Annotated in this window: 9 protein-coding genes; all 9 read right to left on the reverse strand. The window is 49.8% G+C overall.

Features of this window, described 5'->3' with window-relative positions; all coding sequences use genetic code 11:
- Window positions 1-20: 20 nt before the first annotated feature.
- Entirely contained in the window at window positions 21-1,394 is a 1,374-nt protein-coding gene (locus AAE250_RS02035; protein ID WP_294596843.1) for a SpoIID/LytB domain-containing protein, read from the reverse strand.
- 13 nt (window positions 1,395-1,407) lie between these two features.
- The gene (locus AAE250_RS02040) at window positions 1,408-2,340 is read right to left on the reverse strand and encodes a DUF4922 domain-containing protein (RefSeq protein WP_294596841.1); all 933 of its coding nucleotides are present in this window, start codon (window positions 2,338-2,340) and stop codon (window positions 1,408-1,410) included.
- Entirely contained in the window at window positions 2,337-3,806 is a 1,470-nt protein-coding gene (locus AAE250_RS02045) for a glycosyltransferase family 2 protein (RefSeq protein ID WP_294596838.1), read from the reverse strand. Before AAE250_RS02045 ends, AAE250_RS02040 begins: the two co-directional genes overlap by 4 nt.
- Before the next feature lie 24 nt (window positions 3,807-3,830).
- Window positions 3,831-5,693, reverse strand: a complete 1,863-nt coding sequence (locus tag AAE250_RS02050; RefSeq protein WP_294596835.1) for an outer membrane protein assembly factor BamB family protein — start codon at window positions 5,691-5,693, stop codon at window positions 3,831-3,833.
- Between the two features lie 24 nt (window positions 5,694-5,717).
- Complete coding sequence (locus AAE250_RS02055) at window positions 5,718-8,780, reverse strand: golvesin C-terminal-like domain-containing protein (protein WP_294596833.1); 3,063 nt, start codon at window positions 8,778-8,780, stop codon at window positions 5,718-5,720.
- 15 nt (window positions 8,781-8,795) lie between these two features.
- Window positions 8,796-10,250 carry a sodium:solute symporter gene (locus AAE250_RS02060; RefSeq protein WP_294596830.1) on the reverse strand — a complete coding sequence of 485 codons (1,455 nt, stop codon included), beginning with the start codon at window positions 10,248-10,250 and terminating at the stop codon, window positions 8,796-8,798.
- A gap of 55 nt (window positions 10,251-10,305) precedes the next feature.
- Entirely contained in the window at window positions 10,306-11,472 is a 1,167-nt protein-coding gene (locus AAE250_RS02065; RefSeq protein WP_294596827.1) for an exo-beta-N-acetylmuramidase NamZ family protein, read from the reverse strand.
- Between the two features lie 1,426 nt (window positions 11,473-12,898).
- A complete protein-coding gene (locus tag AAE250_RS02070; RefSeq protein WP_294596824.1) occupies window positions 12,899-14,191 on the reverse strand; it encodes a hypothetical protein in 1,293 nt (430 codons plus the stop codon).
- Window positions 14,192-14,345: 154 nt separating this feature from the next.
- Window positions 14,346-16,031, reverse strand: coding sequence for a RagB/SusD family nutrient uptake outer membrane protein (locus tag AAE250_RS02075; RefSeq protein ID WP_294596822.1), 1,686 nt, complete (start codon window positions 16,029-16,031; stop codon window positions 14,346-14,348).
- Between the last annotated feature and the right edge of the window lies 1 nt (window position 16,032).

A 16,032-nucleotide genomic window follows, 5' to 3' on the forward strand; every position in this document is an offset into this window, starting at 1 on the left:
TAGTTTGTTTGAGGGTTAAATTAGTCGTACAGTCTGTCTATACTTGCACCGATATAGTAGTGCAGCAGTATGGCATCGTACTTATAGCCTTGTTCTCCCATAACGGCAGCACCTATCTGGCACAGCCCTGCGCCATGTCCCCAGCCGGCTCCGGTGAGGATGAAGCGTGCGGGCACTTCGGTCACACCCTCCGGTGCACCTGCTTCTGCAGGCAGGCTGCCTTCCTTGTCTACCACAAAGGCGGAACTGTAAAGGTGGGAGGGAGAGAGCGTTCTTCTTATCTCCAGCTCCTTGCCGATGATGAGCGTGCGTTTGGTGCCGACTATCTTCAGTTTCCAGAGGCGTCCGCTGGTTCCGCGGGCTATGGGGACGAGGTCGATGATTTGCCCGTAGTCGATGCCGGAACGTTTCAGGATGAGAGCTGAAAGTTCGTCTTGGGTATAGGTCACTTTCCAACGGTAGAAGTCGGTGGTTTCCTGGTCGTAGTTGTTGAGCACCTGCGAGAGGATCTGCTTGTCGGTGGTGTTGCAGAAGGCTTCCGGGGAGGTGCGTATCCAGCGGTCGGCTTCGGCTTCTTGCGTCAGGTCGGGGAGGTCGGTATGTGTTTTGCTGTCCCGCTGCTTGGCAAGATAGGGGTATTTCACATCTTCCCAGCAATATTGGAACTCTTCGAAAGCACCGCCGCAGCATTTGGAGAAGCGGGCGTCGCATATCTTTCCACCGGACATCAGTACCTGGCCGCGGGTAGCGGCAATGGCCTGCTTCACTATTTCGGTGGAGGCACGCGTGATGCCTTGGTAGCGCTGGCAATGGTCGTCGGCGCAGACGTCGAAGTGAGTATGGTCTTCACGGTCGTACCAGCGGATTAACTCTTCTTCGGTTTGGGTGGAAGCAGAGTAACCAGTCTTGGCTTCGACGATTTCCTTGTTCTTTTGTATCTGGGCCAGCAGCCAGCTTCTTGATATAACAGCGTGGGCTTTCAATAACTCCAAAGAGGCGGTTGCGCTCATTTCACTGGAAATGACGCTTGTCAGGTAATCTTCCACGTTGATGACGTTGATGCCGGTCAGCTTCTCGTTCTCGACGATAATCTTCAGGGCGCCCATGAAGCGCTGGTCTTCCTTTCGTTCCCAGTGGAAGTTGATGCCGATGGTGACGTCCAGGAGTTCAAAGGCATCGGTGTCATAGATGGGGTCGAACGACAGCTCGTCGTACCGGCGTCCGTTCCAAAGGATTTTGCCTTCGTCGTAAGTGACGGTCTGCTTGCCGCTGACCACCATGCTGTATGTGACTACTCCGTCGCAGTAGGTGCCGAACATGCGGTAACGGTTCAATAAGACGAACTCTATCTGTGGCTCGAAGAGGATGCCTACTTGTACTTTGGGCTCTTTCATATTGTATTCTCTTTTATATTTGTTCCTTAATCTGTTGTCTTATCCGGTGAAAATCGTCGGTAGAGAGACATACTTCACTGAGGATTTGTGCCACGTCTCCGGCAGTAATCTTCAGGAAATCTTTCTCTACGGGGGTGATAAATACGCCTCCCAAATCTACGGATGCAGGGCTGCTCAGCAGATTGGCTTCCCCCTCGGCTGTGTAGCAGGCGGGGCGATGCTTTTCGCGCGGGAAGACAAAGACGATCCATTTGCCGGCTTCGTACTGTGCCAGTACGTTCATCATCGGCTCGTCCTCACCGGGCTTTACGTCCAGCGAACGGTAGATGATGTCGAACAAAGCGGCAGTATCTTCTTTGGAGGAAGATTCGATGACGAGCGTGGTGCGGGGGGCATCGTTCAGATACCACAACGCAGCCTTGCCATAGTCGGCTATCTTCCCGGCAATCTGTCCGCGCCAGTCTTTTTCAATCGGCATGAAGCCTTTGTTGCCTGCCTGGAAGTGGGCATGGTCGGGGGCGGAGGCGCCGCATCGGGGACCGTTGTAGAAGATGGTAAAGTCCGACAAGGCTTCCGCCAGACTGAGCATGTCGGTGAAGCGACAAGCTATGCGCTGGGGAACGTGCGCCACTTCCGGTATCGTCAGGTGACGGGGAAAGATGGGGAACGGGTTCACCAATATGTTGTAGTGCCCGCCGAAGAGAACTCCTTTCTGTGCAGGCGGCAGATTGTCCGGACACAGGAAGCACTTCCGCTCCCGGATGGACTTGGCATCTACTTTGGCACCCGAAGATACGATGCGGGCGGGATTGAACTGAACTTTATAAGGAATGCCGTTCACGTTCAGTTCCTTTTCCTGCACGCTGGAGAGCGCAGCGTAATTGTCGCGTGCCGTTTCCCAGGTTGCTACTTGTTCGAAGAGGAGGTCGTTTATTGTTTGGTTCATACTGTTCCCTTTTTCTTATTCAGCGCTATACGTGCCTGCAATTCCCACGTGCGGATGCGGTCTTTGTACAGATTGTGTCCGTTCATCTTCACAATGTCCAGTGAGGCATCGGAGTTGTCGTCCCAACGGCGGCATAGGTAAACTACGTCGTAGACGCGTCCTATCTGATACTGGCGGGAGAAGTTCAATCCCAGTGCATAGTCTTCGCCATAGCTGGTGTTGGGCACTTTCACTTCGCGCAATACCGGAGTATAGAAGGCGCGCGGAGCACCCAGGCCGTTGATGCGGAGGGCGTTGTTGCGTCCGTTTTCCGGGGTCCATTCCTTGTGGTCGATGATGCCGGGAGCAATCATATTCATGTTGAAGTCCGTCATCATATAGGTGCCTACCACCATGGCGCAATTCTGTTCGTAGAAGGCGCGTACCATGATGCTCAGCGTATTTTCGTCCTTATAAACATCATCGCTATCCAGCTGCACGGCAAACTTTCCGCATTTGGGGTGGTGTACGCCCATGTTCCAGCAGCCGCCGATGCCCAGGTCATTCCGTTCGGGGATGATGTGGATGAGGCGGTCGTCGTCCTTGAATTCGTCGATGGCTTCGGTGGTGCCGTCTGTGGAGTGGTTGTCGATGATGATAAGGTTGTATTTAAAGTCTGTCTTCTGATTCAACACGGACTTGATGGCATCGCGGATGGTGCGGATGCGGTTGCGTACCGGGATGATGACCGAAGCTTCGTACTCGAAGTTGCCGGCAGAGAACTCAATCTTCTTGAACTCCGGTTCAAGGTAGCCGCCTATCTCTTTCAGATGTTCGGTACATGCCTGCTCCATCTCTATCTGGCGGTCACGGTTTTTGGGATCTACGTAGTCGAAGATCTTTTCACCGCTCTTGCGCGTGTCGGTCTCTACTTCGCTGTACAGATATTCGTTGATGTGTACCAGTTCTGCTATTTGGCTCAACTTCAGGCGCAGGTCGTAGAGTCCGGCGAATTTATAATCCGACTTCATCCATCCGGCTGCTTCTTTCAGGTCTATGGTCTTGAACAAGAGTACGGACCCGAAATTGAAATCGTCTCTCAAGGAGCCTTCCTGGTAATCAATGACCGGTGCATTGGTCTGCTTGCCGTCTGTCACCTGGTAATGATCGGCATATACCATGCCGGCATTGGTATCTTCGGCTATATGTATCATGCGCTCCAAAGCGAACATACCCATTTCGAGGGTGGTCTCTTTGGTATAGAGCAGTGTGTACTCTCCTTCTGCGGCGTGGCTCATTACCTGCATGGCCAGGCTGCTTTGGGGATATTCCACCCAAAGGCGTTTGCAGCCGGGCAGCGGTTCCAACTCTCCGTTGGTAGTCACTAAATAGATTTCCTTCACAAGCTCCGTAGCCTGCAGTCCTTCTACTGTCTTTCTAACTTGTTCTTCTCCTGTGTAAGGAATAAAGCAACTGATTCTTTTCATCTTGTATGGTGTTTTAATTCTTAATTATTCATTCTTAGCTCTTAATACTCCTGTTTCTCCACTTGTGGCGGTGAACAGCACTTCCCGTCTGCTCAGCGGAACCACGGTGCTGATAAGCGAGTTTCCTATCTTATGTTTCCACAGCACCCGTCCGGTCTTGGCTTCCAGTGCGAAGATAAGCCCTTCTTTTGTACTGCCAAACATTACGCCGTCTTTTTCTACCTGCATGGAGGGAGCATGCTCGTAGCCGAAGCCGACATTCGATGCCCACAGTTCTTTCGGAATGTCGCCCCGGGTGGCGTAGCAGACGATGCTGTCGTTCATGGTCTTGCTATATACGCGTTCGCCGTCTTCGGACAAGCCGATGGTTTCGCGTACCATAGACTGGAAACTGCGCCATACGGTGTTGCCCGTATGGATGTCGATGGCAGTCATGGCACGTTGCGGGTCGGTGATGAATACTTTCCCATCGGCAGCCACCGGCCATACGGCAGCGGGAGAGAAGTGCATACGGGTCAGTCCGCCCGTCCACTTCCACAGTTCTTTTCCGTCGGCTTTGTTCAGGGCATACAAGGTGTTGTCCCATGCACCGAAGATTACTTTGTCTTCCGTTACCAGCGGTTTGGTTTCGATATAGCCTCCTACGCCGGTGTATGCCCAGATTACACTTCCCGTACGTATGTTTATCGCACGGAAGGTATGGTCGCTGGCACCGATATAGGCAATACCGTTATCTATGGTTACGGCTCCGAGCACCGGTTCGGCGGCATCCACCTTCCACAGCAGACTTCCGTCTTTGGCACTCAACCCATAGATGCGGCGGTCGGCCGAGCCGAATACGACGATGCCTTCGCTGGCTGCCGGAGTGCCTACAATGCGTTTGCCCGATTCAAAGCTCCATAGCTTTTTACCGGTTTTCAAGGCGTATGCGGTCAGACGTCCCATGTCGTCGCCTACAAATACCTTGTCTTTTTCTACGGCGGGCGAGCAGTAGATGCCGGCTCCCGTTTGTACAATCCATTGTTCCTTTACCTGCGGGAACTCTTTATTGACAGAGAAGTCGGGGTATTTCTCGGCTTTGCCGTTGCGGTCGTAGTATTGCTTGGTCAGCGAGAAAGCAGCCCATTTCTTTTCGGGCTCACCGATGCGGCGGGTATATACCAGGATGGAATCCTGGGTTACTTCGTAGATGCCGTAGCCCGGCTTGTTGTCTTTATCGCGCAGGTTGCTCCGTATCAGGATACCCGGAATGCCGTCGTAGCGCAAGTCGCGGTTGGTGTGGTAATGTCCGCCGATAAACAGACGGATATTATAGGGACGAACGGCATCCGTTACTTCGTACCAGTTATCCACGTCACCATCCATCAGCGGATAGTGGGTGACGAGCATCACCGGCTTGTCCTTCCCGGCCTTATCCATTTCTTCCTTCATCCAGCGGATGTCTTGCGGCACCACATGGCCGTATGCCATGCGCATCAGCGGGCCGGAGTTGAAGCCGAGGAACAGGAAGCCTTTGTGCTCGAACTCAAAGCGTTCGCCTCCGAAGATTTCTCCGAAAGCGGTGCAGCCGGAATCGCTCCATTTTGTTTCATGGTTGCCGAGGACGACGTAATACTTTACTTTCAATAAGTCGAGGCACGACTTTACTTTCTCCATGGTTGCACGGTCTCCCTCTTCGGTGAGGTCGCCTGTCACCAGCACAAAGTCGATGTTGTTGGTAGCATTGATTTGTGCCACGGAACGCAGCAAATCCTCCGTCGGGTTCGGGTTGTTCGGACTGAGGTGGAGATCCGTCAGTTGGGCAAAACGGAATGTCCCGAGCTGTGCCTGCACCCCGAGGGGGATCAGGCAAGCTAACAGGACGAGAAAAAACAGTCTTCGCTTCATAAATGATGATTGGTTTTATAAATGTTATTTGTTCTCGTTGAAGAATGTGAGGACTGCGTTCATTAGTAATTCTCTTTCAGAATCAGTGCGTATAGCTTCAAAGGGGAATCCCAGGACGCAAGTCTTGTAGGCTCCCTGATAGGCTACACCGGCACTCAGGTTGTTCTCGGAATAACGCATCACGGTGTATGCGTCTTTCGTTGCGGGTTCGATGGCATCCGGTGATTCTACTACGTATGAGTCGGCATTCAACTCATTATAATAGGTATAATTGCCGGAGAGGGCGGGGAACGGGGAGGCAACGGATTTCACCTTGCCCATTATAGCTGCTTGTCCCACACGCCACTTGTATTTCAGCACTTCCGTGGCAAACTTCTTGTCTGCCTCTTCTGCCGGAGCAAGAGGGTTATCCCATAAATCGGTTCCTACGTATGCACCCGATATGAAGATATTCCCGCCCTGGTTGCAGTAGGCAGTGATTGCATCCTGCATCGGTTTGCTGAATGTCTTGAATTCCAACGGTTTCACACCGCCTCTGCCCATCTTGGTCTGGCATTCTTTGCCGAGGATGAGGTCGGTGTACTTATAGTCATTCAGGGAAATCTGTCCGTTTTCTACGGATTCATCACTGCTCGATACAAACGAATAGCCTGCTTTCAGGATGGCTGCACCATGCACGGCAGGATAATCAAATGTATTTCCGGCTATGACCTGAGTTTCGTAGTTCCCGTAGCTGTCGCCGAAGCCGGAGGCATCGTCGTCCATCCAGGGGATGGAGCGGCGGTATTCCTTCATCTTGCCGATGTAGCTGATATCTTTGATATAAGGTACGCCATGATCCAAGTCGTCCAAGAATCCGGCAAGCAGGGTGTCGGCGGGTGCAGCGGCTTTGAAGTCGGCGGGGGCGCCGGTACGGTCGAAGCCGTTCACTACCAATACTGTACCTTTGGAGTTGAAAGCCCGTCCCGCCGAAAGAATTTCGGAAGGGAAGCTCTCTCCACCCTTGTTGACGGCTGTGACTTTGTAGCTGCAAACAACGCCGGCGGGAATGATGACACGGTAGCTGTTCTTATCTACCAGTGTACCGTTATCAAAGTCTCCGTCTCCGATACGGGTGTAGACGATGTATTTCTCTGCGTTGGCGGTCGGTTCCAGAGGGTCGGCTACCGGTTGCCAGGTCAGTTCCACTTCGTTCTCGCCAGTCATGCGCAGGGTCATGTGGTCTACGGGGAGTGGCTGGACTATATAATCCATGTTGTATTGCGAGCAGATGAACTGCAGCATTCCTTTATAGATGGCGCGGCTCACGGTGAAACGGAAACGCGGGTCCAGTCCGTAGCGCATGTCTGCAAAGTTCTGGTGGGAAAGCAGTTCCAGCAACATTGTAGGTACGCGGGGTACGCGGGCTTCGTAGTAAGACTGGTTCCACATGCCGCGGCGCGTCCAGTTGGGTTCGTAGAGTGTACGGATATCGCGTACGATGTTGGATTGGATTAGATCCGTCATATCGTGAGACAGATAACGGGAGGCACCATTTGCAAAGACACCGTTCTCGGCGTTTGTGTAATAGATGCCCAGTGTGCCGATGATGGAGTCGTTCAGTGTGGTTCCTGCATCCGAGTGGAAAGCGAAAGCCAGGTCTACGGGGATGTTCAGACCTTTTTCAGCCGGGTTCACGGAGGAACCTCCGGCCAGGTAGTTCACCCAGATGCCGCGGCACTTATAGTCGTCCGTATAATCGTTTTTGCCGTTGCTGTCGGAATATACGCTGTCCGGCACTCCCGCCCATTGCAGCCAGTAGCGGGCGGCTTCGCAGAAACGGGGGTAACCGCTGATTTCATAAGGATAATCTATTTGCGGCATCTCTTTGTGCGTGATGGCGGCATTGGCATCGGAACTCTTTATATTCTCTGTTGCACCATTCTCGGAGATACGACGGGCAATGTTTCCCATACCGCCGCCTATCTTTACGGCGTCTGCCGTAATCACTTGTCCGGCTTTTGCAGAACGGTTGCTCAGGACTACCTTGCACGCGTTGCTCTTACCGGCATCGAAACCGAATGTACCGAGATAAATCCAGGTACCGCCTCCCATTTGCTGGTTCACCTTGAACTGGGTGGCACCACCTTTGTGATAAACGGTGTAGAGAGCATCGTCTGCGCTGTTCGGCAGGGTTTGGTAAGATACATATACGGCGTATTGGCCGGCAGCAGGTAGCTCGGGAATCCATTCGGCTGTGCTTTCCGTACCTTTCTTGATGGTTTCGATAGCACGGTAAGTTCCTTCCTTGAAAGGATTTTCAAAGTCTTTGTATTGGGCACGCAGATGGGCAAATCCCGGTCCGCTTCCCTGCATCCAGCTCTTGTCGGCAGAAACTTCCGTATAGACGGAACGGCTGTTGAGGCTTCCGTCGTTATCTACGATCACTTCCGCCGTCTGACTGTCGCGCTCGCGGGGAAGCAATACATTGGCTCCTGCATTTTCCAGCATCGGAACGAGGAAGGGTAGTACATAGCTTTGGGTGTATAAGTCTTCTACCGTTTGGAAGATGCGGGCACGCTGCCATTCCCAGCGGGTGAGTTTCGGTTCGTAGTAGAAGCCGTGGCTTTGCCACAAAGCGATGTGACGGTTCATCAGTCCGTTCGTGGGGGCGTAGGGCGCTGAGACCTCCGTCACTAAAGGCTTTGAAGTGCCTGGGGCGAATGTCTTGGCTTTCTTGTCTTTTTTACTGCGCAGTGCTTGGGGGATAAGTTCCTCGATGTTGCGTTGGTTAGTGCGGATTTGCAGTTTGTATTTAGCAAATTCGCCAGGCAGCAGGGCGCTTACACCTTTGTAAATCTCGGCAACATTGTCTTCGCGGAAGGGGATATAGGCGCAGTTCATGTTGGCAAACAACTGCAAGGTATTTCCTTCTACGGCAACGGAGTCAATTTTCACAGCTCCTACAGAAATCTCTTTCCGTGCAACGGCATCCAGGAATCTCCCGATTTCCAAGCGTGTCTCCGTCGGAAGCTCTTGCGCGCCTCCCATCTGGGGGAGTAGGGAGGCGGCGAGCATACTAAGTAAAAACGGACGTCTTACATTCATAGATGATGTATTAAGTTAATTGTTCTTTTTATCTTTCTTAATCAGCAGGCAAAGCCCGATGAAAGTAAACAGTGCGTTGAATATCAGCAGTTCGTAGCTGAACTGGTAACCGTTGAACCAGGCTTCCGAATTCTTTTGCAGGATGAAGCATAGGATGGGCGAAGCGATGGCAACCAGCGGAATATACTTGTCGCGCACTTGTTGTTTCATGAAGATGCCGAAGGCAAACAGACCGAGAATCGGACCGTAAGTGTAACTTGCCAGGATATATACGGCGTCGATAACACTTGTATTGTTCAGCATATTGAATACGAAAATGGTAATACCCATGATAACCGCCATGCCAATGTGTACTTTCTTACGCATCTTCACAACAGTTTCTTCCGATTTGCCTTTGGTACCCAGTATGTCGACGGTGAAAGAGGTGGTCAGCGCGGTGAGTGCCGAACCTGCTGCCGAATAGGCCGAAGAAATCAGTCCGACAATGAATAAGATACCTACGATGGCGGGGAAATAGTCGCCGGTGGCTATCAGCGGGAAGAGTTCATCTCCTTTTTCTACCGTGATCTGCTGGTTGGCGGCAAAGATATAGAGCAGTACGCCCAGCATCAGGAACAACAGAATGACGAAGAACTGTGAAATGGCACTGGTAATCATGTTCTTCTGTGAGTCTTTGAAGTTCTTGCAACTCAGGTTGCGCTGCATCATGTCCTGGTCCAGCCCCGTCATGGCAATCATGGTGAAGGCCCCTGCCAGGAACTGCTTGAAGAAGTATTGCTTGCTGTTCACATCGTCGAAGAAAAAAATGCGGGACATGTCGCTGTCTGCTATGGTGCTTACCATGCTGGTGAACGACAGGTTCAGGTCGGAGGCAATGTAATAGATGCAGAGCACTACGGACACTACCAGGCAGAAGGTTTTCAGAGAGTCGGTCCATATCAGCGACTTCACTCCGCCGCGGAAAGTATAGAGCCATACTAAGGCTACCGTGATAGCTACGTTCAGAATAAACGGCAGTCCGAACGGTTCGAATACAAGCAGTTGCAACGTCAGGCATACCAGGAACAGGCGTACGGCAGCTCCCAGCATCTTGGAGATGAAGAAGAACCATGCTCCCGTCCGGTAGGAGGATATGCCGAAACGGTTTTCAAGGTATTCGTAGATGGATACCAGGTTCATCTTGTAGAATAGAGGTACCAGGAGGTAGGCGATGACCAGCTGTCCGGCGATGAAGCCTAAAACCATTTGCAGATAGCCGAAATTGCTCACGGCGACCATGCCCGGCACGGAAACGTATGTTACACCCGAAATGGCGGAACCGACCATGGCAAAAGCCACGACGTACCAGGACGATTTGCGGTTACCGACAAAGAAGCCTTCGTTATCGGCTTTTCTGCCTGCAATATAGGATATCGTGAAGAGTATCACGAAGTAGGCGGCGATGGTGATGATTACGGATAGGGGAGTCATGGGGATTTATGATTTCAGATTTATAATTTATGAATTATCAACTATCAATTATCAACTACTCTTTGTATAGCAAATAAGGCTTGCGTTGCACTTTGAACTTCGCTACGTCATCTTGCCACATCGCTTTTATTTCATCGGCACTCTTTCCTTCTTCTATCATCTTGCGTACATAGTCTGTACCTACCAGCAATTCGAAGAACGAACGGAAGAAATGGTCGCCCATATTCAGATTCCGGTAAGCGTCGATCACATAACTCAAGTCTACTCCGCGTTTCCATATCTCTTCATCGCTCATATTGCTTAGATCTACCCCGTGGCAAAGCTTGTTGAGCTGCGGCGGATTCTTTGCTCCGGAGACACTGCGCGGTGTAAAGCTGTAGCTATATCCTGTCATATTAGGATGTCCGTATACTTGGAACGGCAGTGAAGTACCTCTGCCCAAGCTGACGGGAGTTGCCTCGAAGTAGCAGGTTGAAGGGTACAGATAGATAGATTTCATATTCGGCAAGTTGGGAGACGGGGGAATCGGCAACTTGTATTTCGTCTGGTGCGTATAATTCTTGCAAGGAATAACGGTCAGGTCGCATACCCGTGAAGCTGGCAACCAGCGTTCGCCGTTCACCATCAGGGCAAGTTCTCCCAACGTCATGCCGTGTACGATAGGAATAGGCAGCCAGCCCACTCCCGATTTGTATTTCATATCCAGCAGCGGCCCATCTACATAATGTCCGTTCGGATTGGGGCGGTCCAGAATCAGCACCTTGCGGTTGTATTCCGCGCAAGCATCCATCAACCGGCACATTGAAGCATAGTAGGTATAAAACCTCAACCCTACATCCTGGATATCTACCACCAGTATATCGAACTTACGCATGGACGCATCACTCGGCTTGCCAAGCTTTCCGTCGTAGAGCGACAAGATAGGTACACCGGTCTTTTTATCTACCGAACTGGATACATGTTCGCCTGCATCTGCGTCTCCCCGGAAACCGTGCTCCGGTGAGAAGATGGCTACTACGTTGAATTTGTTTTCCAGCAGGATGTCCAGCAAATGTTTATCCCCTACCATTCCTGTATGGTTAGAGAAAATAGCGATTCGTTTACCTTTTAGGATAGGAAAATACTCGGAAGTCTGTTCATCACCTAAAATAACTCGTTCTTCTTGTGCCCGGCACAGCAGGGAACTACATAGCACAAAGGCCAAAAGCAGCAGTTTCTTCATAAATAGTATTATTAAGGAGGACATTGTTTGCAACAAAGATACATTTTTATTTTAATATCAAAAACACTTATTTTGGTATTTTTAGTATTATCAATCTAAATTTGCAGATAAACAACTGTTCACCTTATTAAATAAGACCAGAAATTCATCTTAAATTAAATAAGAACTGAGATTCATCGTAGAGGGTCAAAGCTAAAATCAGTTTTCATTTTGGCATTAGCTTCGCTCAAAACCTGTCAGAAACGAATGAAATCTCAGCCTGTAGTAGTTCAAAACGCCAGAGGTTGCGACTGATACAGAATACGCTTACAGAATACGCTATATATTAAATGTTTATAGAAAGCCTGCGAAAGACTAACTGAAAACATAGGAAGAGCTACCCCCAGAAGTAGCAAAAACTGAATGCAAAGTTACTAAATACTATTCTTACTACAGTTATATAAGTTTCTTACAACAGCTGTTGTAAGAAAATAACATTACTATCGTAAGAAAACTACATGGATGTAGTAAGATTAATAAGTAGCAACTACAGTCCTAATCGTTAGCAAGTTTACTGTCAGTTATCAGGCTGTTTAGGGATAATTTTATTATAACGTGAATTCGATATAGGATGATTGACTCATATCTGACAGGGTTATGAGCTAAATGGGAATTTTAGCAGCGCAGCCTAAGGCTGAAAGCCTTTCATCTATTAGCCCAGGGCAACGCCCTGGGTAATAATGTGCTTCATCTTTGCGCCCTGAAAGGGCAAAAGCCTGTTATACACTCTTATGCCCTTTCAGGGCGTAAGGTGAGGGGGCGTTCTGAAACCCAGGGCGTTGCCCTGGGCTGATAGATGAAAGCCCTTCAGGCTTGGCTACGCAAGTAGTCCGAATGGGAACCTTGCTCCAGCGCTACGCTGGTAAATTATCATTTACTTCATTTCTATATCGAAACAAACTAAATTTCTTATATCGAGCTCACGTTAAGAATGAGTAGTTTAGAACTCTAAATGAAAAGTGCCTTTGGTGAGAGCGAATTTTGCCCTCACCTTTTGAAATTGCTCTCACTAACCTTTGAAATACCGATAGATAGGGGAGCGCGTACGAAAGGTGAGGATAGTGAGGGTGCGTGATAACTTTAAAACATTTATGTGAGCTTCGCTGCATGAAGAAGTTTCCTTGCGCCGAGCGTTTAGCCGGGTTACGAACGGCTGAATATGGGGATTCCCATGCGTTGTATATGTTCCAAAAGATCGGTATTTTTTCGCTTATAAGGACGATATACTGGATTGTGGTTGTCTTGGTCGGTAAAAATGAGGTGAACAAATGCAAGGGTGGAAGGGGATATATGCAAAAGAAAAAGCGCCTCTTCCTTATAATCTATGGGGAAGCGGCGCTTTTGTGTTTCTGCTGAGTATTGTCAGTGACGTCAACAGGTGTCACATTTAAAAGATGGAGTATGTGAATGTTATTCTATAGTTTCCGAACCACTTTTTGTCAGCAAATATATAGTCATCGTCCGTGGCACAATATCCGATCTGGGCGGAGCCTTGTATGCGGAATTGCGGGGAGACGTAGTAGTAGGCCTCGCAATTCAGGGAAGTGGCGGAGTACCGCTTCCGGTAGGAATCGTCCGTGATAGTCAGGTCTTCCATGATTCCTGCCCGGAGATGTGTCCGCGAATTGGGGTAATAGCCGAGATAATAGCTGCCTTGCAGGGTGCCTGAGTTTGTCTCTGCGGTCTCGAAATAGTCATCTTCATATTTGGTACGCAGATATTGATAGCCTAATGACAATTCGGCAGAGTGCTGCCAATAGAGGTTTATCGGCTTTTCATACTGCATTTCCAGCACTGCTGCCATTAATAAAGAATTGATTTTGTAGTCTTCACCCGGATCGGTATGGGCATAACCGGGCTGTACGCTGAATCCGGCTTCCAGACCGGAAAGGCGTTGGTGCAGGTCGCCATACAACCAGTAATCGTACAGGGTGGTGAAGTATTCTGCTCCTTCGCTCTGTGTATATCCTTTGTCTGCCATATAGGTGCTGACGGTGGTAATCTCGTCTATCATGTGCTTTCGGCTATCCAGGAAGCGTTTGTTTTTTACGGTGGAGATGACTTGTGCCAATTCGTTCACTTCGCTATCGGACAGGTGTTTCTTCATGATTCCTTTGGAAGTCAGTTTGTCCAGAATGTAGACGGCTTGACGGGCGTCTGTCACGTCCTCGATGCGTCCCCAGCCGATGCCTGCTTTGGGAATGATTTTGGCAGTGAAATAAGTGGATTTATCTTCCACTTTATCTCTTTGGTAAGAAAGCTGTGCTGTACCTCCTACTTGCCAGAACCATTTCTTGGGGTCGTTGAAGTAGAATTGGGATTGATTGGCGTAGTTGCCGGCAACTTCGAAATGGCTGGTCTTTACATCGTTATCGGATACCCCGTCCCGTTGGAATCCCCCAAGGGAAACCAGGAAGTCCTGGTTGCTTATGAAACGGCGGGTGTTTACCCGGTGGTTGAAATCGGCGGAGAACCTGCCTTCAATGTTATAGGCTGTTCCGTCTTGTTTGTGGTAGGTGGCGAAATCGCCATTCGAACCTAATCCGAGATCAAGTGCACTGCGTTTGATGTTCGGCAAAGTGTAGTCCTTCAGTTGATAGCTGTCGTAATTTTGTCCGTAGCCGGCAGTTGCGCCGGCTATCATTAGCAAAGCTGTTGTTAATCTAAGTTTCGTTTTCATACACATTCTTATTTAAATGAATTAAGGTCTTTGTATCGTGCAGAAACGTAGAAGCGTCCCTTCATTTATACAAAGATAGTATAAAATGAGGGAACGCTTCTTAAATTCTTGGATAATTGAAGGGTTTCTTGGTGAAAACCTTTAGTTATACTTGTTACCAGCCCGGATTCTGTTTCATGCTGGGGTTCAGAGTCAGCTGCGTGGTCGGAATCGGGTAGAAGTAATGCTTGGGATCAAAAGTACGGATTTGGGCGTCGGAAGCGTCGATGTATCCGTTCTTGACGGTTTCTTCGCAGTTTGGAACATTACTTACGTTAGCACCCAGCATGATGTTCGGGTATTTTGTAGAATCCAATTTGTCAAGTTGGTGCCAGCGGATCAAGTCCCAGTAACGGTACCAGTTATCCATAATCAGTTCGCAGCGGCGGCAGCGACGTACTTCCCAAATCAGGTTGCTTACTCCCATATTGTTTGCGGGGTCTGCATCCGGAGTAGTTGTCATAGCCGGCAGACCGGCACGGGCTTGCAGCTTGTTTATGGAGTTGTCGAGGTCGCTTTGCGTCAAGGTACCCAGCTCAGCCTTGGCTTCTGCAAAGTTCAGGTAAATGACGGAAATCCAATAGATGGGGCAATCGGTGTATTGGTAACCGATGTTGTTTCGGTCGCTGACGCTCAATTCCTCGGGATTGTCATACTTGGCGATGCCATAACCGGTTGAAGTAGTGAAAGCTGCCACACCGGCGCGGCTGTATGCATGGCCTCTGAAAGACAGTACGGGGTCGAGAATGGCAGTCAATCGTTTGTCGCGTACTGCCAGAAGTCCTGTAATAGAGTAGTTGCCGTCTGCATCCAGTACGGCTGCGTCGTCCGTGTCCTCTGAAGTCGTAGCCAGTGGTTTGCCGTCAAGGAAAAGGAAATTGTCGAATGCATCTTTTGAAATGCCGTGCGTGCCACTTGTATTGATGGTATAGTCAATAGTGGAGTGCCTTAACGAACTTTCTGCGTAAGGCTTGTAGAAAATCATTTCCGGATTGCTTGCCAGACTGATGGAGTTGTAATTGCCTTTGTAACTGTCATTCAAAGCGTAATTCTTTGCCATCAGATATTCACAAGCCGATACACACTCCTGCAGGAATTTGTTGGCGCGGCTCTCGTCGGGGGCTTTGCCGTTCTCGGCTTGGGTGCGATACTTGCAGTACGTGCCTTCGTATAGCGTGATGTCTGCCTTCATGGCGTATGCCATATCGGTGCTGAAACGTTGGCGGTTGCTGTTTGCGGTGATGTGTTCGCACGCATAGTTGAGGTCGGCGAGTACATTGTCCATTACTATATCCCGGTCGGTGCGTGGTCCGTAAAGAACTTCATGGTCGGATGGGTCAACGACCATGTCAATCCACTGCACGTCGCCGTACATACGAACCAGCTGATAGTATTCCCATGCACGGTTCATGCGGGCAAGTCCTTCGTAGTGAGCCTTCGTAGCTTCATCGAGGGAAGAGGATTGCACACCGGCAATGATGTAGTTGGCACGGCGGATTTCCGTGAAGGGGTCTGACCAGTTGGTGGAAGAAGCTACCACATTGGTATAAGTCCAGTTGTGGCCTTCTGCGTCCACTTGGTCATCGCTTAAGGTTTTGAAATAGAACCATCCGCCGGTGCCTGCGTTACCATAACCTGTGAAGTTGTTATAGAATGTATTGCACTGATTATCCAGATTGTCAGTGTTGCTCCAGTATGTCGGAGTATTTGTAAAAGTATCCAGGGGGGATTTGTCCAGCAAATCGTTGCAACTGGTTAACATCGCCAGTGCTGTGGCCCCATATATAAATAGTTTCTTCATT

It is taken from the genome of Bacteroides sp. GD17, from assembly GCF_038448625.1.
In the GTDB taxonomy this organism is placed as follows: Bacteria; Bacteroidota; Bacteroidia; order Bacteroidales; family Bacteroidaceae; genus Bacteroides.